Raw genomic sequence first — 21,182 nt, forward strand, 5'->3', positions numbered from 1 at the left:
CGGGGCGCCGCGGCAGGCGGCGGGCCGGCCTTGCGGCGCCCGGCGAAGGCCCGGGACGGCCCGGGGACACCGGCCCGCCACCGGCAGCCCTGTGCGCCGGGCCCCGCGACCCGCAGCCCTGTGCGCCGGGGCCTCGGCCGGCAGCCCTGGGGCGCGCCCGGCAGCGGCCGCCCCGGGACGCCGGCACGGCCAGGCGCCCCGGGGTGCGGGTGGCCGACGCCTAGCCCAGGGCCTGCTTGAGGTCGGCGATCAGGTCGTCGGCCGACTCGATGCCCACGGACAGGCGCACCAGGTCGGCGGGGACCTCCAGGGCCGAGCCCGCGGCGGAGGCGTGGGTCATGCGCCCGGGGTGCTCGATCAGCGACTCGACACCGCCCAGCGACTCCCCCAGTGTGAACACCTGGGCGCGGTTGCAGACCTCCACAGCCGCCTGCTCGCCGCCCTCCACCTGGAAGGACACCATGCCGCCGAACGCCTTCATCTGCTTGGCGGCGGTCTCGTGCCCCGGGTGCGTCGCGAGTCCCGGGTAGAGCACACGGGTCACGCGCGCGTGCCTGCCGAGCATCTCGGCGATCCGGCCGGCGTTCTCGCAGTGCCGGTCCATCCGCACGGCGAGGGTCTTGATGCCGCGCAGCACCAGCCAGGAGTCGAAGGGCCCGGCGATCGCGCCCATCGCGTTCTGGTGGAAGGCCAGCTCGTCGCCGAGAGCGTCGTCGTCGACGACGAGGGAGCCGCCGACCACGTCGGAGTGGCCGCCCATGTACTTGGTCGTGGAGTGCACCACGGCGTCGGCCCCGAGGGAGAGCGGCTGCTGCAGGTAGGGGCTGGCGAAGGTGTTGTCGACGACGAGCCGGGCGCCCGCGGAGTGGGCGACGGCCGCGACGGCGGCGATGTCGGTGATCCCGAGCAGCGGGTTCGACGGCGTCTCGACCCAGACGACCTTGGTCCGCGGAGTGATCGCGGCCCGCACTGCGGCCGGGTCGCTGCTGTCGGCCACCGACCAGGTCACCCCCCACCGGGTGACGACCTTCGCGAACAGCCGGAACGTGCCCCCGTAGGCGTCGGCCGGGATCACGACGTGGTCACCGGGGCTGAGCAGTGTCCTCAGCAGGCAGTCCTCGGCGGCGAGGCCCGAGGCGAAGGCCAGGCCGCGGCGGCCGCCCTCCAGAGCCGCCAGGTTCTCCTCCAGGGCGGCCCTGGTGGGGTTGCCGCTGCGGCTGTACTCGTAGCCGCCGCGCAGGCCGCCCACGCCGTCCTGCTTGTACGTCGAGACCTGGTGGATCGGCGGCACGACGGCGCCGGTCAGGGGGTCGGGGGTGTTGCCCGCGTGGATCGCCACGGTCTCGAACCCGTGCCCTGCGTGCGGGCCGGCGGGGCGCGGGTCGCTGGTGTGCCTGGTGGTCCTGGGGTGCGAGTCACTCATGGGCCTGAGCGTAATGCCGCCCGGGCCCGCACAAGGGGCCTGCCGTTCCGGGCGTGCGACAGGTTGGCCAATTGTCGGACCCGTCTGGTTCGCTTGGGGCATGGAGATTCTCTGGGTCTTGGTGGCGGTGGTCCTGCTCGGGGCGGTGGCCGGCCCCGTCCTGCTGCGCAGGGGCGGCGGGATCCGCCTCACCCACCCCGGCGACCCGGACGCCGCCGACCCGGCGAACTACGGCTTCGTACGCCAGGAGGAGCTGGACGTCCGCGTCCCGGGGCCGGACGAGGACCTGATGGACGTGCTCGACCTCGTGCAGCGCACCCAGGAGTGGCGCCCCGCGGGCCAACTGCTCGCGGGCACGGAGACGGCGGGCGAGGTCCGCTGGCAGCGCGTCCAGGCCTTCGCGGGCGCGGCCGCCCTGGAGCTCCAGCAGCGGCCCGGCGGGGTCAGCGAGAGCCCCGGCGGGCAGTGGCTGCGGGTGTGGCGCGCCGAGTCGCCCAAGGACCCGGGCGGTGCGGCGGTGCACGCCGAGTTCCTGGTCCAGCAGGCCTGGCGCTCCTCCACGGCCGGCACGGACGAGCACCGCATCATCCTGGAGGAGGCCAGGGCGGCCTGCGGGAACGCCGCCCTGCTCGCCCCCGGCGACCCCATCCCCTACATCATCGAGCTGTCCATCGCGCGCGGACTCGCCTATCCCCGCGAGGAGTTCGAGCAGCTCTGGCTGAAGATCCTGGACCGCGCGCCCACCCATATGGGGGCCCATCTGGCTGCCCTGCACTACTGGTGCGAGAAGTGGCACGGCTCGCGCGCGCTCGCGTACTCCTTCGCGGAGGCCGCCGCGGCCCGGGCCCCCCGCGGCTCCCTGCTCGCGGCCCTCCCGCTCTTCGCGGTGTACGAACACCTTCCCGAGGTCAACCTCGTGCGCGAGTTCTACCGCAGCGAGGTCGTCACCAAGGCCGTGGAGGGCGCCCTCTACGCGGTGCACTCCGCCGCCGCGGACGATCCGATGCTCGCCCACGTCCGCCACCTGCTGATGTTCTTCCTGGTCCGCGGCGAGCGCTGGGCCGAGGCCATGCACCAGTTGGTCCACGTGGACGGCCACGTGGGCGCCCTCCCCTGGACGGTCTCGCCCGACCCCGCGGGCGAGTACGCGGTCTACCGCGCACTGGCGGTCGCGGGCTACGAGGCGAACGGCGGGAGCCCGGCCACGTTGCGGCAGTAGGGGGCGCAAGCGGGGGCGTGCGCCGGCTCCTGCGGGCGGTCGGGCCCGGGGCGCGGCGACGCGGAGGGCCCGTAGAACCCGTAGAACTCGTAGAACCCGGAGAACCCGGGGACCCGCAAAAGACGGCGGTGGCCCGGGGCCGCCGGTGGGCGGGGTGGCGCGCACTCGGGCCACGCGCCCCAGGAGTCAGCCGGTCACCGGGCGCCGGGGCGCCGGGTCCGGGCCCGGCGGCGCCCGGCACCGGGAATCCATGGCACCCGTGGGACGTTGCACAGATCGCCCCCTCCCGTAGGAGACGAAATGATCTTCGGTCGAACCCCCGTACTACCGGCTCCCGGCGAGGCCCTGCGCGGTCGCACGGAGCCGTCGTTCAAGGTCCCCGAGCGCCACACCGTCCTCGGCAACCCGCTGCTCGGCCCCTATCCCGAGGGCCTTCAGACCGCCGACTTCGGCCTGGGCTGCTTCTGGGGTGCCGAGCGCGTCTTCTGGATGACCGACGGCGTGTGGACGACCCTGGTCGGCTACCAGGGAGGCCAGACGCAGAACCCGACGTACGAGGAGGTCTGCTCCGGCCTGACGGGCCACACGGAGGCGGTCCGCGTGGTCTACGACCCGGCGAAGATCTCCTACCCCGCCCTCCTGAAGACCTTCTGGGAGGCCCACGACCCCACCCAGGGCTTCCGCCAGGGCAACGACGTGGGCACCCAGTACCGCTCGGCGATCTACACCCACACCCCCGAGCAGGCCGCCGCCGCGGAGTCGTCCCGCACGGCCTACCAGGAGGTCCTCACGTCCTCCGGCTACGGCGGCACCATCACCACCGAGATCCTCCCGGCCGAGGGCCGCCCGTTCTACCCGGCGGAGGCGTACCACCAGCAGTACCTCGACAAGAACCCGCTGGGCTACTGCGGCCTCGGCGGGACGGGCGTCAACCTAAGTGACCCTTCGGAGACGAACTGGGGGGCGGCGTGCCCGGTGGGGATCGCTCCGGCTCCTGAGCCCGAGTCCAAGTAGCCCGATCTCGTACGGAGACCGCCCGACCACAGCGTGTCATCGAAAGTGAGCCTTTCAGCACTGGGTTCCGGACACGCTGACCCCTTGGAGCATGAAGCGTCGTTCGGTTCGGGACTTATCCCGGCATGGCGACTTCGAGGACCAAGAGCAAGGCGTTGGGCGGTCTCGGTCAGTGGTGGGGCGTACTTGCCGGCGCCCTCCTGATCGCGGCGTGGATCAACAGGGCAGCCGGCCCGGCGGTGGTGGTTGCCCTCTCGGCTGCCCTGCTGATCTGGTGCCTGTTTCAAGCGCCCGTCACATGTGGCGCAGAGGTACGCGTCAGAGGCGGACTGGACGGTTGCCGCAACAACGCTCGCGGGCTCCTCCTCGGTTGCCACATCCGACAGCACCGCTTCCAGAAGCTCCGGATGCTGATCCTCCGCCGGCAGGTCCGCGCCTTCTGCTCCGGCCTGTTCTCCGACGGCAAGGCCACCATCGTCACCCTTGCCGGCATAGGCAGCTTCGTCTCAGCCCTCGTCGCACTTGTGCCAGGTGCATCGATCAAGTGATTTGCACCAGCGCGGGGGCGAGAGAGACAAGCGCACTCTCCTTCGAAAACGAACTCTCCACTCCGGAAAGCGGCTCATGCATCCTAATTCGCTGCCGTGACGAAGCGTGAGTGTGCCTGACTTGGGCGCAACGGGGGATCAGTCAACGGAATGCTGCTTTAGATCGTCAATGATGGCCGCCCATGTCTCCTGTGCCGGCTTCGGGATCTGCGATGTTGCTCCTTCCATCGCTTCGATAGTCTCGTTCGCGCGGCTGGAGAACTCAATGGACCAGCTAGCGTCTGCTATGAGACCCCGAAGTTCGCAGAGGGCCTTGTCAGGGTGCGGGTGGTCGCGCAGCAGGATGGCCGTGCTGGAAGCGCTGCGGGTCGGGTAGGTGAAGACCTGCCCATCCGGATTGATGAACAGGCCTTGGAGCGCACCTTCACGGTAGGCGGGTGGCCACCCGCTCGGATCATCGGCACACGCTTCGATGCCCTCGATTCGCACGTTGAAGGTCTCCCGGGCGGAGCGCTGGCCGACGGCCACGCCAAGGGCGCGTTGGTCTGGCTCATCGAGTTGGGCAATGTTGGCGGCGCGGAGGCGGTCGGTTAGGTCGCCTCCATAGAAGGCTATTCCTCCGTTGAGAAGGAGATCGTCGATAAGAGGCTGGACCGCGCCCATGAGCACGGTTTGCATCCGGGAGAGAGTCCACCTCGTCCAAATGAGCGCTCCATGGACGCAGGTTTCAACGACCTCGTCGGTGATATCGTGTACGACCGCGCGACCATGCCCGGTCCCATAGCGGTTGCGGAGCTCACGAAGTTGATCGGCCATCTTCCTCGCTTGCATGGGCACCTGCCGCAAAGGATGATTAGCTGGCAGTTCCGGCCCCACGGCGTGCTCGACGGCCTTGTGCGCCGCGTTGAGCACCTGCTGGTAGTCTGCGTTGTCACCGCTGGGGCGGCCTGCTGCGGACAGAGCTACGCGTGCGACAGATTCCACCAACTCCTTGGCGCAGCCCACGATCAAAGGCCGGTCATCTGTCTCCGCCGCCCGGCCGAGACGTTCGTAGGCATCAGTGATGGCAGCCCAGCCCTCCTTCCGCAGCCACTCTGCTCGTGGTAGGGGTTCGGTCAGCAGTTTTTTGATCACACATGATTATCGACACAGTGCGTAGGGGCAGGGGCCCGTTCTCCGCATCGTTGCCTCACCTCATATCGCAACCGTGATGTCACCGGCGCGTGGGGGCCAGCGATGGAGCACCCACTTGCCGGTCAAGTGGTCACGCACGCTGACATGAGCCAGTTGTTAGATCGCTGACTGGGGTCGTCGACCTCGCTACCGGACACTACCGCCGAGCCCTGGAGGCACCTTGCTGTTCTCCCCGAGGTGAAGTGGGCGTGAGCCCGTAGATCACGACCGCTGCGGTTCGTCGCCAGACTAGGTATTCGAAGAGGTTTTCGAATACCTCAAGTGGCTACTTTTCTCCGGATCACGGTCACTCATCCACCACGCGGCGTACCATAGTGGCCAGTTGGTAACACATGTCACGGTGGCCCATCGCTTCTCGCTCGCCCCGGACTGAGCCACATTGCTGGGGAGGGGTGTACTGCACTGACTGCTCAAAAGTCGGTCACTGATGGCGGGTACCATGCCATCAAAGGATTCGCATTCCAGTTTGACGCGTCACTGCTGCAAATCTTCGCCCATCCCGGTGCTGCTGTTGAGATTGAAGGCGCCCAGGATATTGCCGTGCGAACCTTTCACATTCAGGTGAAACATAGAAGCGCATCCTATGCAGCATCTCGGATCGCGCCGGCAGTAAGGCAGATGATTCGCCAATTTTCCGCAGATCAGGGGGCAAGGTTCGCTCTATATTGCTATTTTCCGGATCGCCCCCCAGGTCAGATTATTCGACTCACGCGCGAAGAGCTCGAATCTAGCCTGGGCAGCCTCTCCGACAGCTACACCAGCGAGCTGAAGGACTGGTTCATTAAGTCCTTTGAGGTCATTTTCGCCCCGGACTTCATCGCGCAGTTTCGCTCAGTTCTCGACCATCTGAAAAGTGTACTCCGAGCACGAAATGAGGCCGAGGCTCTGTGCTGGCATGCGGTAATTCACGGCCATCTACGCGATGTCATCCTTGGAAGGCCTCCGGGGGAGCGCAAGGTCTCACTTGACGACCTGCGAGACCTCGTTCATGATGCGCGGGCCGCTGTATTCGAAGCGAGCTACGCACAGGTATGCGGCCATGAGAAGTACCTGAAGTTGCTGAGAGAGCAGTATAAAAGCCGCACCGCCAACGTACCGAATCGAGAGCGACTCTTCGTCATCGAATGTGATGATAGGGTCCACATCTTGGATCTAGTTGAAATCGTTACCTGCCTGCGAGACCGTTATCATGTGGGTGATTCTCCACCTCCGTACATTGCATTCCGAGGAGAAGTAAACCTAACGCATCTCAAGCATGCCCTCTGGCAGGAGAGGATATATTTCCACGACGGATTTGACTACGGTGGAGCGGACTTCAATCCGGACAGTCTTGTTTCTCCGCCGCTACCAGGATACGGTGTTAAGCTGGTCGAGTTTAAACATCTCGCAGAATTGTCTGGATGTGTAAGGATCCACGAAGTCCACGACTTCTATCTCCGTAATCCGGCTACGGAATTTTTCTCAGAGGCACGAGCCCGCCATGCTGTCGTTGAGGCTCCTTCTGATTTGCGAGTCATTCTTGGGGGAAAGCATGGCAGAGGCAAACGCTGAGGTCGTAGGAGTTTACCCGGACCGCGTAAAGATTGCGGTCAATAACATCAAGGAACTCTCTGAAGGTGAACCTCTCAAGGTAGGAGCATATCTGCGAGTTTTCGACAGCGCAGACTGTTCGATCATCGCCATCATCGAAAACTTCTCAATTGAGTTGAAGTCGGTTCCTGGCGACTCCGATGGGGCTGCTCGCTACGAGCGTACTTACATCCTCGAAGCTCTTCCACTTGGATTCCTGGACGCTGACGGAAATTTCGAACGGGGCGGCGGAAGCATTGCCATCCCACCGAAGTCGGTTGAAGTCGCTAAACGAAGCGAAGTGCAACGGGTTTACGATACCGTTTCCAAGGAGAAGAGGTTCCTCTTCGCGCAGTTGGCACATGAGCGTCATGTAGACGTTCCTGTCGATGGAGACAAATTCTTTAATCGACACTTGGCGATCGTTGGTTCTACAGGATCCGGCAAATCGCATGCTATGGCTCGAATCATTCAGACTGCCACGAGCATGCGCGATAGCCGTCACGGCGACTACCGCCTAAACAACACCCACATCGTAATCTTTGACATTCACAGCGAGTATCAGACTGCTTTCCCGAACGCGAGCTTTCTGAACGTTGAGCAGTTGACCCTCCCCTACTGGATGTTGAACTCCGAAGAGTTGCAAGATCTACTCATCGAGAGCCGGGAAGAACAGTCGCATAATCAAATCGCCGTGTTGAAACGTGCCGTGACTGAAAGTAGGCGTGCGCACTACGAAGGAGAGGAGAAAATCAGAGAGCACATCCACTATGACTCGCCCGTATTTTTTGATATCGACGAAGTCCTGACGGCTGCGCGCTCCAAGAATGAGGAAATGGTAGAGGGGGCGCGGGCTGGACAGGTAAAGCAAGGTTCCTTGCATGGAAAACTCGACAACTTCATCACGCGTCTCGAGAATCGCATCCGTGATCGCCGTCTCGACTTCCTGATGGGTGAGCGCGCCAAGCGAACGACTCTTGAGGATACTCTGCGACAGTTCACCGGCTACACTGCCAGTGCTACTTCCAACGTGACAGTGATCGACCTTAGCGGCGTACCGTTTGAGGTTCTTAGTGTCACGGTTTCCCTTATTTCTCGACTCCTGTTCGACTACGCCTATTATTACAAGAAGACGCACCCTGAGATGCGGACTGATACGCCGATCCTGGTTGTGTACGAAGAGGCGCACAAGTATGTGCCTAAAGGCGGACCAGCGAGATACAACGCCGCAAGAGCTGCCATTGAGAGGATCGCTAAGGAGGGTCGCAAATACGGCGTCACTGCCGCCATTGTCAGTCAAAGGCCATCGGAAATTTCCGAAACGATCTTCTCGCAGTGCAGTAACTTCATCGCTATGCGGCTAACTAATCCCGAAGATCAGAACTATGTGAAGCGTTTGATCCCGGATTCGCTGGGTCCACTCACTCAATCGCTGCCAATGCTTTCGTCTGGTGAGGCATTGCTGATTGGCGACGCCGCTGTAATGCCATCCTTGGTTCGGCTTGAAGATGCGTTGCCGGCGCCTTCCTCAAGTGATGTGCGCTATCTTCAAGAATGGGTGCGTCCCTGGTATGACGTACTTTTCCAGCCGATCATTGCCGATTGGGAGCGTTAATGCTTATAGGTGTGGCTGATAGGTTCCCGTAATTCGTTCTGGTCGTGCGAGGGGCTTGCCAGGCCCGTGCGCCCCTCGACCACTGCTGCCACTCCCGATACGGTCGGCATAGTGTCCGGTGCACGTCGGGTTGGTCACCCGTAGACGTGCGCCGGTTGATCGCGCGCGACTAGGGGAGCTGGTGCGGGCATGGCGGCTCATGCTGCTCGAACGCAAGAGGGGTTCACGTCGGCGAGGGCTACGCGAGTGATGGTTGCCGCGTGTCGGGCTGCGGGGCTCGATGACGGAGGGGCAGAGCTGATCCGGCTCGGGGAGAACGCGTTGTTTCGGCTGGTCTCGGCACCGGTGGTCGTTCGCGTGACGCGAGGGGAAGAGTGGCTGTCCACTGCTCGTAAGGAAGTGGCCGTGTCGCGGTGGCTGGCGGAGGAAGGGTTCTCGGCTGCTCGCATCGTCGATGACCTGGAGCAGCCGCTGTTGATCGAGGGGCATCCCGTGACCTTCTGGCGTCTGATCGCTGAGGGTGATCGGAAGGCGACTTACGGTGAGCTAGGCGGTGTGTTGCGGGACCTGCACTCGCTGTCTCTGCCGGATGCGCTTGATGACCTTCCGTCGTTCTCTCCCTTCGACAAGCAGCAGCTAAGGATTGACCGTGCGGCGGTTCCGGACGATGACAAGGTCTTCCTGCGGAAGCGGTGGCGAGAGCTGCAAGACAAGTTCACGGGGTTGACGTTCAAGACTCCAAAGGGGCCCGTGCATGGGGATGCCCATGTGCAGAACCTCATGGTGGATGATCAGGGGCAGGCCATTCTGATCGACTTTGAGGCCTTCTGCTTCGATCATCCTGAGTGGGATCTCATGGTTACGTCTGTGGAGCATCACAGCCTTGGCTGGCAGACCGACGAGCAGTACGCCGACTTCGTGGCTGCGTACGGACGTGACCTGTACGAGTGGCCTGGGTACGAGACGCTGCGAGGTATCCAGGAGTTCGGCATGACGACGTGGCTCATGCAGAACATCCAGGAGAACGAGGAGACGGCGGCCGAGTATCGGCGGCGCATGGCGGGTCTGCGGAACGACGATGCGCCTCGGAACTGGCGTCCTTGGTAGCTGCTAGTCGTCCTCGTCCAGGCGGGCAAGCGCGTCGTGCACCTTCTCGTTGAAGGCAGCCACTGCGGGGTTCGTCAGGTGCACGCTGACCTCGGTCTGGAAGTCGGTGACGTAGCGCTGGAAGCGTGTGGACTGGAGGGAGTCGCCGGCGTCGACTGCGAGGCTCGCCGTGGTGACGGCGGCCTCCAGCTCCCCGTTGAGTAGTTGGCTCTGGGCGAGGACCATTCGGCAGAAGCCCAGGGTGCGTGCGTATTTCGGGTCAGTGCTGTCTACGGCGAGTTGGGCCTGGTTGACGGATTCTCGGCGCATTTTGAGGTCGCGGAAGCAGTGGCAGAGTTCGCCCATGAGTTCTGCCTGGTCGAAGTAGCTGAGCCATGCCGGGTCTTCGCCGGTGTCGGCCCGTTCGAAGTGGCGTTCTGCTTCGTTCATGGCGCGGCCTGCTGCGGCCTGGTGGCCTGCGTTCGACAGGGCGCGGGCTTCCATGGCCGAGTTCAAGGCCATGGCACGTGGGGTGGCTCGGCCTTTGGCGCCCTCGACGGCGGCACGGGATAGCTGGATGGCCTGGGCGTGGTTGCCGAGGTAGTTGGCCTGGTGGCTGAGGTTGCCCAGGATGCGGGCGCCGAACATGCGGTCGTCGATGACTTGGGACAGGCGCAGTGTGGACGTGAGGTAGCGGTGGGCGAGTCGGTGGTTTCCTGCGTCGTACGCGGTCCATGCGAGCAACTGGGAGACCTCGGCGGCGGCGCCGTATAACGCAGTGCCCACCTTCTCGCTGTAGCTCGCATCGAGGAGCGGCAGCACTTCGTGCCGGAAGTAGTGGCGTAGCGCCTTGTGCCCGTGGCCACCGCCGTACTTGAAGTCGAGTGCCATGAACGTGCCCGCGGCGTCCTTGATCGCGCGGACGTCGCGCATGCCGACTCGTTGATGAGCGGGCCTCTCGGGCTGGATGCCGTCGGGGCGGGCGATCATCCACGACAGGACCGCGGAACTGAGGTCGGCGTCCGCGATGATCAGTTCGTCCGAGGCGGGGACGTCGGCGCGCTCCTGGGCGAGGGTGTCAAGGGCGGCCAGGACGTCAGGAACGGTACCCGGGTAGCTGACCGGTTCGGGGGTTGTCGACTTGGTGTGGTCGAAGAATCCGAGATCACCCGGTGTGACGCGGCGCCCGAGTTTGGCGGAGAGCACATCTGCCATGATCGCTGCGGTCTGCGGTCTGATGCCGGCGCCTTCTCGCCATCGCTTCACCGCGACGTGTGTGGTCCCGAGATCGATTCCGCGCTGCGCGGCCTCGTCCGTCATGCGTTTTGCGAGGCCCTTGTTCGAGACGTTCGCCTCGTGCATGACGGCCATCAACTGGGCGTTCGGCTCTCGGCTCATGCTCTCCTACCAACCCGAGAATGAGGGCGAGCGTTCATCGTGTCACAGCAGTGTCGCCAAGGGGGGTTCATTACTGAACCCCCCTTGGCTTTGCCGGTGTGCATCTGAACCCCCAGGTGAACTCTCCCGCCCGAGCCTCCGCAGTCGTTCACTGGTCGCCACAGATCAACGGACTACGGAGTCCGTCAGCGCTCGGGAGGGAACGCGGTGGTGGCACGAGAGAGCAAACACGCAGCGAACACCTTGGCGGTAGGCGCTCCGCGTCGCTCGATGCACGATGCGGCGAACGGGCACTTCCGTTCGCTGACGGTCTACGCCGAATCGCCGGACTGTGCAAAGGCGGCGCGGGACATGATCCGTTCCTCGCTCCAGACATGGGGGCTGTCACACGCGGTTGACGCCGCCCAGCTCGTCGTCTCGGAACTGGTCGCCAACGTCGTGCATCACGCCGTGCCTGACAACCACCTGGCGGAGCCCGGTGCAGGGCGGCGCATCGACGTGACGGTGATGACGTGGCCCGAGGTGCTGATCCTCGCGGTCTCGGACGAGGACTCGGCTCCCCCCGATCTCCCACCGGGTGAGTTCGTCTCGCCGAATCTGGCAGGCGGCCTGCTCGAAGCGATGGTGCCGGATCGGGGGCGCGGGTTGTTGATCACTCAACGGTTGGCCGAGTCGGTGTGGTGGTCACCAGGAGTCAAGGGCGGCAAGAGCGTGTGGTGCCGCTTCGACCTCGACCGATTGAGGGCCTTCTAGGCCTGACAGACCCCGGGGCGCTGCTCTCGTCCTGTTGCCACCGTACTTGAGCAGCGGCCCGGTTCATGACCGGAGGCTGACCTCTCCGGCCGGAGGCGCGGTTCCCCAGCTCCCCTGGGGGCCCTGGCTCCCGTGCTTGCGGAGCCGCGCCTCACAAACACATACCGAGACCGGGCCACCCCCTCTGCCCTGGAAAGCGAAGGGTGGCCCGGCTGGGAACACGGCGGTCCCCGGTGCCTGATGGTACCGGGGCCGCCGTGCTGCGGTTTAGCCCTGGTCCCAAGGAAGTTGACGATTCATTACCTAGATCAGGGCAGAGGTGGGGCAAGGTGACTGGCTCGGGTGAGGGCTGGCTGAGCGATGGTCTCGACATGCCGGGCGCGGACTCGGGGCTGTGGCGGTCCGGCGTCGACTACATCGCGGCATGGCGTGAGGCACACGAGGCTGCCGACCGGTTGAACCGGGCGCTCCTTGGCGCGGGCTTCGAGCTGTCCTCCGTACGGGCCGTCGCCTCGACGAACGAGACCGGGCGCGGAGTGGTGCGGCTGGCGGGCTGGCCGGGCGCCGTGGACCGACTCTCACGGCTCCTTGAGGCGCGGGCGGAGGACGGCGGCGGTGCAGCGTGAGGCATCTTCTTGCTGGTGAGCGGGTCACGTGGGCACGTCGGCGGCCTCCGAGGCTTTGGACGGTAGCTGCCATGGGGCGAGTGAGCAGGGGGCCTTACTCTGGCCCGGCGAATCGGGCAGGCACCTGCCCTGCCCGCTGTAGTGCCCGATTGGCCCCCTGCTCTTCGAGGCTCGCCCCATGGGAGCTGTCTAAAGCCTCGGAGGCCGCCGACCCCCAGCCACCCAGGCCCCGGCCAGCGTCGGTCGGCTGGCGCTTCTCGGTCCTCGGCGCGTGGTGCGGGGCGTCGGGCGACCGGACGGGACCGGCGGTCACGCCGCATGCCCGGCCGGGGCGGCCGGGCGCCCCGGCGCGCCGCAGGCGCGCCCTTGAGGAAGTAGAGAAAGTTTCGACAGATCGGCTTCGACGCTCAGGTGGGGGTGTGGCGTGTGGTGGGGTCGTCGGGGCTGATGCGGTAGGCGAGTTCGGCACGGTCCGCGCCGACGCGCAGTTCTTCGAGGATCAGGGGGCGGTCGTCGGTGCCGTGGGTGACGCGGGCCAGGTGCAGGAGCGGGGTTGCGTCGGGAAGGCGGAGGGCAGCGCGTTCGTCGGGCAGGGGCATGCGGGCGCGTACCGTCTCCGACCACCACAGTTCGTGGCCGGCCTCGGCGAGCAGCGCGTAGATCGACGCGGGCGCGCGGTCCGGGGCTTCGGCGAGTTTCGGAACGGACTCGGCGATCTCGAAAGGGATCAGGGTGCGCTGCATGGTGCGGGCGCCGGTGGCCCGGTCGACCAGGAATCGGTCACAACCGAAGAGGGCTTCTTCCTCGTTCAGGGCGAGCAGCGGGGCCGTGTCCTTGGTGGTGTGGGTGCGGTAGACGCTGGGGGCTTCGGCCTCGTCCCACACGGTGCCGTTGGGCATGGCGAACCGGCCTTCCGGCGTGCGGCCTACGCGGCGGTCGAGGGTGACGGTGGGCTGGCCGTCGGAGCGGACGAAGCTGCCTTTGCCGTGGCGGACCTCGATGAGTCCTTCCGCGCGCAGTGCGGCGATGGCGTTGCGGACGGTGGGGCGCGAGACCTTGTAGCGGGCCATGAGCTGGGCTTCGGACGGCAACAGCGTCTCGGGGGCGAACTCGCCGGAGAGGATCGCTTCGCGAATGGCTGCGGCCACCTGCTGATACAGCGCGCCGGGGCGCTGGATCTCCGTCATCTCGGCACCTTCGTGGTCGTCGTGGTCGTAGGGCAGTTGTAGGGACGTCGCACGCGCGGCGTCACTCGTCAGCATAAGCACTTGCGCTCGGACCGCATAGCCCTTCATAGTCGTAACTCGTTAGGACAAGTGACGTCAGCCAGGTGGGCTGACGCAGATGGCCAAGGAGGCCGCACAGAATGCAGTCCATTCCCGTGGACACCACCCGGCTCGGCGTACTGCGGTGCGCCATCCCGCCGGAAGCCAAGATCAGCAACGCCGAGACCGGGGAGGTCAAGAAGGACCGGGACGGCAACACCGTCTACACCGTGGCGGTGACCGTCCGGCAGGACAGGCGGCGCATCTCCGTCATCGAGATCGCCGTCCCCGGCGAACCCAAGGGGCTCGAAGAGGGACAGGTCATCAAGGTCACCGGGCTGGTGGCGTTCGCCTGGGCGATAGGCGACCGGCACGGCATCAGCTTCCGGGCCGACGCCATCACGCCCGTGCACGGCAGCGCTGCACCGAAGGGCGGTGCGGCCTGATGACCACGTTCGTACTCGTGGCCGCGTTAGTGGTCATAGTCTGGTCGCTGTTCCTCGGTAACCTGCTGCGCCGCAAGCGTCCGGCCTGGCACTGGTACCTGAGCGGCTACCTGCCCACCGCGTGGCGGGTGCTGAGCACTTGGCGCAAGGTCGCCATCCTCAACGACCTCGCCATCTCCCGGCGCCCGCCCCGCGGCCTGATCGGTGACCTCCTCGTCAAAGGGGAGCCGCTGCGGCCCGTCGCGCCGCGCATCTCGTTCCCGTGGCCGACCCGGACGGGACTGACCGTGGCGGTGCGGCTGCATCCGGGCCAGGTTCCGCAGACCTTCGCGGGGGCGGCCGATGCGCTCGCACATGCATGGAAGGTGCACGCCGTGCGGGTGACGTCCCCGCACCGGGGTCTCGTGCTGCTGACGGCGACGGGCAGTGACCCGCTCGAACGTCCGGGCTTGGTCACCGCTCCGGTGCAACTGCTGTCCGCACTCGTCGGCGTGCTGGAGAACGGCACAGCGTGGGTGATGGATCTGCTGATGGTGCCGCACTGGCTGATAGCCGGCGCCACCCGCTCCGGAAAGTCCACCCTGCTGGCCCGACTGATCACCCAACTGGCACCACAACCGGTCGCGCTGATCGGGATCGACTGCAAAGGCGGCATGGAACTGGGCCTCTTCGCCGACCGGCTCAGCGCGCTGACGACGTGCCGGCGTGAGGCGGTGGCGGTGCTTTCCGCGCTCGTCGTCGACATGCACGACCGCATGCGCGCCTGCCGTACGGCAGGGGTCCGCTCCATCTGGGAACTGCCCGAGAAGCTGCGGCCCGTACCGGTCGTCGTGATCGTCGACGAGTTGGCGGAGCTGTACCTGTCGGACGGCACGCGGGAGGGCAAGGCGGAGGCCGAGCAGTGCTCCACGCTCCTGCTGCGCCTGGCCCAGCTCGGTGCCGCACTCGGCATGCACCTGGTCGTGGCAGGGCAACGCGTCGGCTCCGACCTCGGCCCCGGCGTCACTGCCCTGCGTGCGCAGCTCGGCGGACGCATCTGCCACAGGGTCAACGACCCCGGCACCGCAGAAATGACCCTCGGCGACCTCAACAAGGACGCCGTGACCGTCGCTCAGTCCATCACTTCGGAAGAGAAGGGCGTCGCCGTGTGCACCGGCCCTGAAGGCGGCTGGAGCCGCGCACGCTCCCACCTCACCACCACGAAACAGGCGGCGGCCACCGCCCACCAGTACGCCGACCTGACCCCCGACATGCCCGCCGTTGACCGTGCCCTGAACGCGCTTGCAGGAGGCGAGAAGTGATCAGCACAGGTGTCGCCGTGTCCCTCGTGGTGCTCTTCGGGATCATCACCGTCCTCCTGGTCCGCTCCCGCGACGTCCGCGTCTGGGAAGCCGTGTGCATCGCCCTCTTCGGCGTCTACCTCGGCCACACGCCCGCCGTCGCCACCATCGATGGCTTCGTGACCTGGATCTTCAGCGGCTTCTCCCACTTCTGAGCAGAAAGGAACCCCTACCCCCCCATGCCCATGCCCCGCGTGAGGTGCCCCCACTGCAAGGGAGAGGGTGCCCGCACCACCTGGACCGGACGGCGCCGCCGCTGCCGCATCTGCCGAGGCACCGGCACCATCCGCTGACCCACCCCCACCCAACCAAGAGAGGGAGGACCCCATGAACCACAGCGCGCCACCACCCACCACCCGCGCCGCTTCGGCGGCCCACCCCGAAAGGGCACCTCCATCACACCCGATGCCACTGCCGGCAACAGGCGCGCCGCCCTCAACTCCGCGGCGCGCCTGCGCCACCTCTCCGAGATCGACCGCGACGCCATACGCCTCGCCCAAGACCCCAAGTTCCCCCGTTGGCTTCAGCAGGTCACCGCTACCGGCGGCTGCGCCCACCCGGTCCACCTCTCCGGCTCCATCACGACCCTGGACCCGGACACCGGCGAGATCCTGCACCACTACGACACCCACGACGAACCCGGCGAACGCCTCCTCATCCGCTGCCGCAACCGCCGCGCCACCGTCTGCGCCCCCTGCTCCAGACTCCATGCAGGCGACACCTTCCACCTGGTCCGCGCCGGCCTCCTCGGCAGCAAAGGCGTCCCCACGGACGTCCGTCACCATCCGCGGCTATTCGTCACCCTGACTGCACCGTCCTTCGGCCCCGTCCACCGCACCGGAGACATCTGCCGCCCCCGCCGCAACGGCGGCACCTGCGAACACGGCCGCCCCCTCGGCTGCGGACTTGTCCACGACCCTGCTGACACCGCGGTCGGGCAGCCCCTCTGCCCGGACTGCTACGACTACGTGTCCCAGGTCCTGTGGCACGCACACGCAGGGAAGCTCTGGGACCGCTTCGCCCTGGGCGTCCGGCGACAGCTCGCCTCCGCGGCCGGCCTCGCCCAATCCGACTTCACCGCACACGCACGGCTCTCATTCGCCCGAGTTGCCGAGTACCAGCGGCGCGGAGCCGTGCACATTCACGCGGTGGTCCGTCTCGACGGCCCGGCTGGCCCAGACGATGAAGCCCCGTCTTGGGCAACGGTGGATCGGCTCACCGAAGCCGTGCGCACTGCCGCCCGGCGAGTCACGGCGATGACGCCCTACAGTCCCGCGGTCGGCGAACTCGCACTCTCCTGGGGCGCCCAGATCGACGTACGCCCGATCCGCACTAACGACGGCGGGCCCGACGATGACGCCGTGGCCGCGTACGTGGCCAAGTACGTCACCAAGGGAGCCAGCGAAACCGGGGCCGGCCTCGACCACCGGATCTCGTCCACAGACGAGATTGACGCTGCCGCCGTGGGTCCCCATGTACGCACCCTCATGCGCACCTCCTGGCGCCTCGGCGGCCTGCCCGAATATGCGCCCCTACGCCTACGGGACTGGGCTCACACCCTCGGCTATCGGGGGCACATCCTCACGAAGTCCCGGGCGTACTCGACGACGTATGCCGCGCTCCGTGCCCAGCGTGCGGAGCATGCCGGCCACACGGACAGGCCCGGCACGGTGACGGACGCCTACTGGCGCTACGTCGGCTCCGGCCACTCCCCCGCCGGGACACTCATCGCCTTCGGCATAGCAACAGATGCGACGACGAATCGAGAGACCATCCGAGACGAAGCACTCAGGACCACCGGGGGCGCCATTGGTGCCCAGTGAACTGCGGCAAAGGGTCGCTGCCTCTCGGGCGCGTCAAGGGCTGCCCTCGGTGATAGAGGATTTCGCCGTGATCGAGCAGATAGCGCGAGTTTTCGAGTTGTTCGAACCGGTGCGCCCCTCTTCGCGGGCTGGAGCTACGCGACCCAATCGAAGACGAACCGGTCAGGGTCCCACCGCTTCCGTGGATTCGCGGGACTCACCTCCACCGACCGTACGCACGCCGTGACGATGGCCCGGCGCTGCGAGTTGTTCATCTGCTTCCATCGCTCCTGCATGTCCTCGAACGTGCCGACGAACCCACTGAGGACCGCAGCCCGCGAGACCTTCGACAGCTTGGCCCGGTTCAGATTCAGTCGCTCCTCGATGGACTGGCGGGCGACCATCCATTCCTTACGGGTGATCCTGCGCTCGCCCATGTCCCGGGCAAGCGCTTCAAGCTCCTCTTCGTCCTCCCGGATCTCCTCATACAACTCGCTCCCGGCGTCATCCTGCCCGCGCAGACGTTCCATGAAGGCAGGCGACTCCAGAGCGGCCAACACCATGTCGCGCACGTGCTCGTCAGTACGCTCGGCGTTCGTAGCCGTACCTGCGCACGCGTCCGTTCCCGGAACATTGGGACAGACGTAGCGGGGTACGCCGCTGCGTGGACGTCCGCTCATGGGCCACCCGCACGACTCCCCATTCTCCTTCGGCTTCCCGCACCGCAGAATGCCGGAAAGAAGGTAGCTCCGCTTCGTCGTGCCCTCGACCCTTTGGCGTCGCGCCGGGTCGCTGAGGATTCTCCGCACACGGTCCGAGTCCTCGTGGCTGATGATGCCGGGCCACACGCCATCCGCAACGATCTCCCCGAGCAGCGGACGGGTGCTCTCCCACGACCCACGCGGTGTGTGCTCACGGCGACCACTGATTCGCGCCGATGCCAAGAGACGGCGCAGTCCGCTCGGCTTCCACGGCTTGCCCGCCGGGCTCAGGATGCCTCGCGTCTGCCAGTCCCGGCAGATGCTCGCCAGGCTCTCGTTCGCCAGCACCCGCCGGACGCCTTCCCGGATCACCTCGGCCTCGCTACTCCGCACGGTCATGCGGTCGTCCTCGTAGCCGAACGGGCGCTTCCCTCCCCCGGCTATCCGGCCGGCCTCCGCCGCCTGGCGGCGCTGCCGCTTCTGACGCTCTGCCTTGTGCTCGGCCTCGTGGCGAGCGGCGGCACCGAGCATCCGGGCGACCATGCGGCCGGTCGGTGTCGCAAGATCGATCTCACCACTCACCGTAGCCAGCTCGACGCCGTGCCGGTCGGCAAGGTCGATGACGTCTTCAAGCTCGCGCGGTGAGCGCGTCATCCTGTCCACGTGCCATACCGCTATCGCGTCGATCTCACCACGGCGCACTGCGCCAAGGAGTTCCGTCCACTCCGGGCGCGTCGCCCCCGAATAGGCGCTGACGTCGTTGTCCGTGTGAACGGCTATGACATCCCACCCCAGGCGGGCGCACAGTGCCCGGCAGTCTTCCTCCTGCCGTGCGACACCGAGTCCCGCGCCGCCCCGGTCCTGGCTGATCCGGCAGTAGATCGCTGCTCGTCGCGTTCCCGTCAAGTTCGCCATGGGTCACATGGATACACTCTCGTAGGGACGGGCGTGGCCTGCCCGGTGGGGATCGCTCCGGCTCCTGAGCCCGAAGCCAGGTAATCCGATTGCTTACGGGGACCGTCCGACCACAGCGTGTCATCCAAAGCGAGCCGTTCCGCGTTGGGTTCAAGACACGCTGATCTTTTGGAGCATGAACCGTCACTTGGCTCGGGACTTATCCCGGCATGGCGACTTCGAGGACCAAGAGCAGGGCGTTGGGCGGTCTCGGTCAGTGGTGGGGCGCAGTTGCCGGCGCCCTGTTGATCGCCGCGTGGATCAACAGGGCGCCGGCCCCGCGCTGATGGTCGCTCTCTCGGCTGCCCTGCTGATCCGGTGTCTCTTCCCGGCACCCGTCACATGTGGCGCAGGGGTACTCGGCAGAGGCGGACCGGACGGTGGCCGCAACAACGCTCGCGGGCTCCTCCTCGGCCGCCACATCCGGCAGCACCGCTTCCAGAAGCCCTCCGCCTGCCCGATCTCGGCCGCCGGTGGCGAAACGAGTCGCCGTTTTCGTCATCGGGCCCACCAAGAAGGATCGAGGGCCAGGAACTCGCCGGCGAGGGGGAATGGGGTGTGCTCCCTTCGTGAGCAGGAGCTGTGACCGTGCGGCCTTTCGGTTATTTTCGAGATGATTCCCGCTTCTTCCCCGTACCTCGGTAAACAGTTTCTCTTCAGGTGGACCCGAAGCACGCCAAGATGCTGGACGGCGCGCTAGGATCGGCGCGAAAAATCAGGCCGGACGGGCACCGTGGGACGGGTTGCCACATAAACAGGGGGAAGCTTGTGACCGAGTGGATATTGGCATTCGATGCCGACTGTCGATTCTGTGAAGAAGTGGTGAATCGGGTTCGCGCGTCCGTCGACGGCACATTGACGACCGCGGGCCTCAAGGAACCCCGTATTCGCGACCTGCGCACGCGTGCCCTGGGGGAAGGGGCCGAGTGGGCCCCGACCCTGTTGGCGGTCAACGGCGACCAGGTGCGGGCCTGGACCGGAACCGCACTGTCCCTCCGCCTGGCGCGGCTGTTGGGGCCGTCGGACTCGCTGCGGGTGGTGCGCGCGCTCCGCGGTCTCGATGTGCTGCGGTCCCCGAGCCGCCGAGGGATCCTCAAGGCCGTGCCGGGGCTGGCCCTGGGAACGTTTCTGATCACCGGCGGCCTGGCAGCCTCACCCGCGCAGGCCCTGACCCGCGCCAAGGGCAGTAAGGCGTCGCGATGGGTGAAGGCCAATCTCGACCGGCTGCCTTCCGGCTACTCCGAGTTCGCCTCCTACCCCGCGGACTATCGGCGCGCCATTTACGGGGCGCTGTCCGCCTCGGCTCGGAGCGATCTGTGGGTGGCGCACTTCGCGAACTACCGGAAGACACATCCCGGCCTGTCGGCCGAGCAGTCCGCCGTCCTGGACGACGCGACGCGGCTGGCACCGCAGATCATCGCGGGGCGCGAGCAGGGAACAGCCCTCGAAGGGCTACGAACGGCGGCTGCCGCGGCGTTCGGCGAAAGCGGGGCGCAGGCGATGCTCATGACGCTGGGCCCTGCCGACACACAGAGTGTGACGCCGCGGAGCGGCGAGAGCATCCAGGTCCTCGACTGCAATTCCCAGTGCGCAACGATCGGAAGCTGCGACACGGTGTGCTACGCCAATCCGTATTACTGCAACTGGACCGACTACGGCTGCGGTCCACTGTGGCTGGGAGCATGCGACGGGTACTGCATCTGAGCCACCCCTGCTCGGAGCACACGCCTTCCCATGACCGGCTGGGGTACTTGAGGGTGGTGGCGAGGGCGGTCCAGGCGGTGGTTGACACGCGAAGCAGGCCGGGCCGCGGGGTCGGATCCGGTGCGCCCGGCTGGGGGCGGGCCGACGGCACGGACGTGCGCGCGGGTGCCGCCCGGTCGTCTCGCCATGGCGCCTTCTAGGACCGGCGAACAGGGCGACGAGGTCTCGGGCGGTCAGCGGCGGGGACCGCCCTTCGCGGACGCCGCTTTCCGGCGTGCCCGAGCCCGGTCGAGGAAGTACGCGCACGGGCCCACCACCACGGCCGCCGCGAGTCCGTACACCGCCAGCCAGAGGGTCGTGGCCCGCCAGGCAGTCGGCCACGGCGTCATGGCTCCGGATGCTCCGTGCGTCAGCCAGGGCGGCACGTTCGCGACCGGCGGGGTCCGCTGGCGGGGCCGTGACGCGTGCGCGCTCGAACCGTCCCAGCCCGCGGCACTGGCTGCGGGTGCCGGGGACCGGGAACAG

At 66.5% G+C, this 21,182-nt stretch carries 18 protein-coding genes; 13 read left to right on the plus strand and 5 right to left on the minus strand.

Annotated elements, in window-relative coordinates:
• Window positions 1–220: 220 nt before the first annotated feature.
• Window positions 221–1,423, minus strand: a complete 1,203-nt coding sequence (locus tag IE313_RS12520; RefSeq protein ID WP_189931309.1) for a cystathionine gamma-synthase — start codon at window positions 1,421–1,423, stop codon at window positions 221–223.
• Between the two features lie 100 nt (window positions 1,424–1,523).
• Here IE313_RS12520 and IE313_RS12525 point away from each other — a divergent pair, with 100 nt between their 5' ends.
• The 3 genes from IE313_RS12525 (at window position 1,524) to IE313_RS12535 (ending at window position 4,204) form a co-directional block, all read left to right on the plus strand.
• Window positions 1,524–2,642, plus strand: a complete 1,119-nt coding sequence (locus IE313_RS12525; RefSeq protein ID WP_189931311.1) for a hypothetical protein — start codon at window positions 1,524–1,526, stop codon at window positions 2,640–2,642.
• A gap of 300 nt (window positions 2,643–2,942) precedes the next feature.
• A complete protein-coding gene (msrA, locus tag IE313_RS12530) occupies window positions 2,943–3,656 on the plus strand; it encodes a peptide-methionine (S)-S-oxide reductase MsrA (RefSeq protein WP_189931313.1) in 714 nt (237 codons plus the stop codon).
• 125 nt (window positions 3,657–3,781) lie between these two features.
• Window positions 3,782–4,204: a hypothetical protein gene (locus IE313_RS12535; protein ID WP_189931315.1), complete on the plus strand. Its 423-nt coding sequence runs from the start codon at window positions 3,782–3,784 to the stop codon at window positions 4,202–4,204.
• Between the two features lie 138 nt (window positions 4,205–4,342).
• Here the strand turns inward: IE313_RS12535 and IE313_RS12540 are convergent, their stop codons facing one another.
• Window positions 4,343–5,338, minus strand: coding sequence for an abortive infection family protein (locus IE313_RS12540; protein ID WP_189931317.1), 996 nt, complete (start codon window positions 5,336–5,338; stop codon window positions 4,343–4,345).
• A gap of 600 nt (window positions 5,339–5,938) precedes the next feature.
• Here IE313_RS12540 and IE313_RS12545 point away from each other — a divergent pair.
• The 3 genes from IE313_RS12545 (at window position 5,939) to IE313_RS12555 (ending at window position 9,689) form a co-directional block, all read left to right on the plus strand.
• Entirely contained in the window at window positions 5,939–6,949 is a 1,011-nt protein-coding gene (locus IE313_RS12545) for a hypothetical protein (protein ID WP_189931319.1), read from the plus strand.
• A complete protein-coding gene (locus IE313_RS12550; protein ID WP_189931326.1) occupies window positions 6,930–8,582 on the plus strand; it encodes an ATP-binding protein in 1,653 nt (550 codons plus the stop codon). Before IE313_RS12545 ends, IE313_RS12550 begins: the two co-directional genes overlap by 20 nt.
• A gap of 189 nt (window positions 8,583–8,771) precedes the next feature.
• Window positions 8,772–9,689: a phosphotransferase enzyme family protein gene (locus IE313_RS12555; RefSeq protein ID WP_189931328.1), complete on the plus strand. Its 918-nt coding sequence runs from the start codon at window positions 8,772–8,774 to the stop codon at window positions 9,687–9,689.
• Between the two features lie 3 nt (window positions 9,690–9,692).
• On the opposite strand, the gene IE313_RS12560 is transcribed toward IE313_RS12555, so the two are convergent.
• Window positions 9,693–11,066, minus strand: coding sequence for an NsdA family TPR-like regulatory protein (locus IE313_RS12560; protein ID WP_189931330.1), 1,374 nt, complete (start codon window positions 11,064–11,066; stop codon window positions 9,693–9,695).
• A 210-nt stretch (window positions 11,067–11,276) separates the two neighbouring features.
• Between IE313_RS12560 and IE313_RS12565 the strand changes: the two genes are divergently transcribed.
• Both IE313_RS12565 and IE313_RS12570 read left to right on the plus strand, forming a co-directional pair.
• Window positions 11,277–11,819, plus strand: a complete 543-nt coding sequence (locus tag IE313_RS12565) for an ATP-binding protein (RefSeq protein ID WP_229924573.1) — start codon at window positions 11,277–11,279, stop codon at window positions 11,817–11,819.
• Between the two features lie 329 nt (window positions 11,820–12,148).
• A complete protein-coding gene (locus IE313_RS12570) occupies window positions 12,149–12,445 on the plus strand; it encodes a hypothetical protein (protein ID WP_189931334.1) in 297 nt (98 codons plus the stop codon).
• A gap of 407 nt (window positions 12,446–12,852) precedes the next feature.
• Here the strand turns inward: IE313_RS12570 and IE313_RS12575 are convergent, their stop codons facing one another.
• On the minus strand, window positions 12,853–13,632 hold the full coding sequence (locus IE313_RS12575) for a GntR family transcriptional regulator (RefSeq protein WP_189931587.1): 780 nt from the start codon (window positions 13,630–13,632) through the stop codon (window positions 12,853–12,855).
• 179 nt (window positions 13,633–13,811) lie between these two features.
• Here IE313_RS12575 and IE313_RS12580 point away from each other — a divergent pair, with 179 nt between their 5' ends.
• The 4 genes from IE313_RS12580 to IE313_RS12595 all read left to right on the plus strand — a co-directional run bounded on the left by IE313_RS12580 (window position 13,812) and on the right by IE313_RS12595 (window position 17,319).
• Complete coding sequence (locus IE313_RS12580; RefSeq protein WP_189931336.1) at window positions 13,812–14,156, plus strand: SCO3933 family regulatory protein; 345 nt, start codon at window positions 13,812–13,814, stop codon at window positions 14,154–14,156.
• On the plus strand, window positions 14,156–15,457 hold the full coding sequence (locus tag IE313_RS12585; RefSeq protein WP_189931339.1) for an FtsK/SpoIIIE domain-containing protein: 1,302 nt from the start codon (window positions 14,156–14,158) through the stop codon (window positions 15,455–15,457). The genes IE313_RS12580 and IE313_RS12585 overlap by 1 nt, the downstream gene beginning before the upstream one ends.
• Window positions 15,454–15,651, plus strand: coding sequence for a hypothetical protein (locus tag IE313_RS12590; RefSeq protein ID WP_189931341.1), 198 nt, complete (start codon window positions 15,454–15,456; stop codon window positions 15,649–15,651). The genes IE313_RS12585 and IE313_RS12590 overlap by 4 nt, the downstream gene beginning before the upstream one ends.
• A 297-nt stretch (window positions 15,652–15,948) precedes the next feature.
• Window positions 15,949–17,319, plus strand: a complete 1,371-nt coding sequence (locus tag IE313_RS12595) for a replication initiator (protein ID WP_189931589.1) — start codon at window positions 15,949–15,951, stop codon at window positions 17,317–17,319.
• Window positions 17,320–17,453: 134 nt separating this feature from the next.
• On the opposite strand, the gene IE313_RS12600 is transcribed toward IE313_RS12595, so the two are convergent.
• Window positions 17,454–18,914 carry a recombinase family protein gene (locus tag IE313_RS12600; RefSeq protein WP_189931342.1) on the minus strand — a complete coding sequence of 487 codons (1,461 nt, stop codon included), beginning with the start codon at window positions 18,912–18,914 and terminating at the stop codon, window positions 17,454–17,456.
• An 807-nt stretch (window positions 18,915–19,721) separates the two neighbouring features.
• On the opposite strand from IE313_RS12600, the gene IE313_RS12605 reads away from it, so the two are divergent.
• Entirely contained in the window at window positions 19,722–20,657 is a 936-nt protein-coding gene (locus IE313_RS12605; RefSeq protein WP_189931344.1) for a bacteriocin fulvocin C-related protein, read from the plus strand.
• Window positions 20,658–21,182 lie beyond the last annotated feature (525 nt).

It is taken from the genome of Streptomyces sulfonofaciens, assembly GCF_014656295.1.
In the GTDB taxonomy this organism is placed as follows: domain Bacteria; phylum Actinomycetota; class Actinomycetes; order Streptomycetales; family Streptomycetaceae; genus Streptomyces; species Streptomyces sulfonofaciens.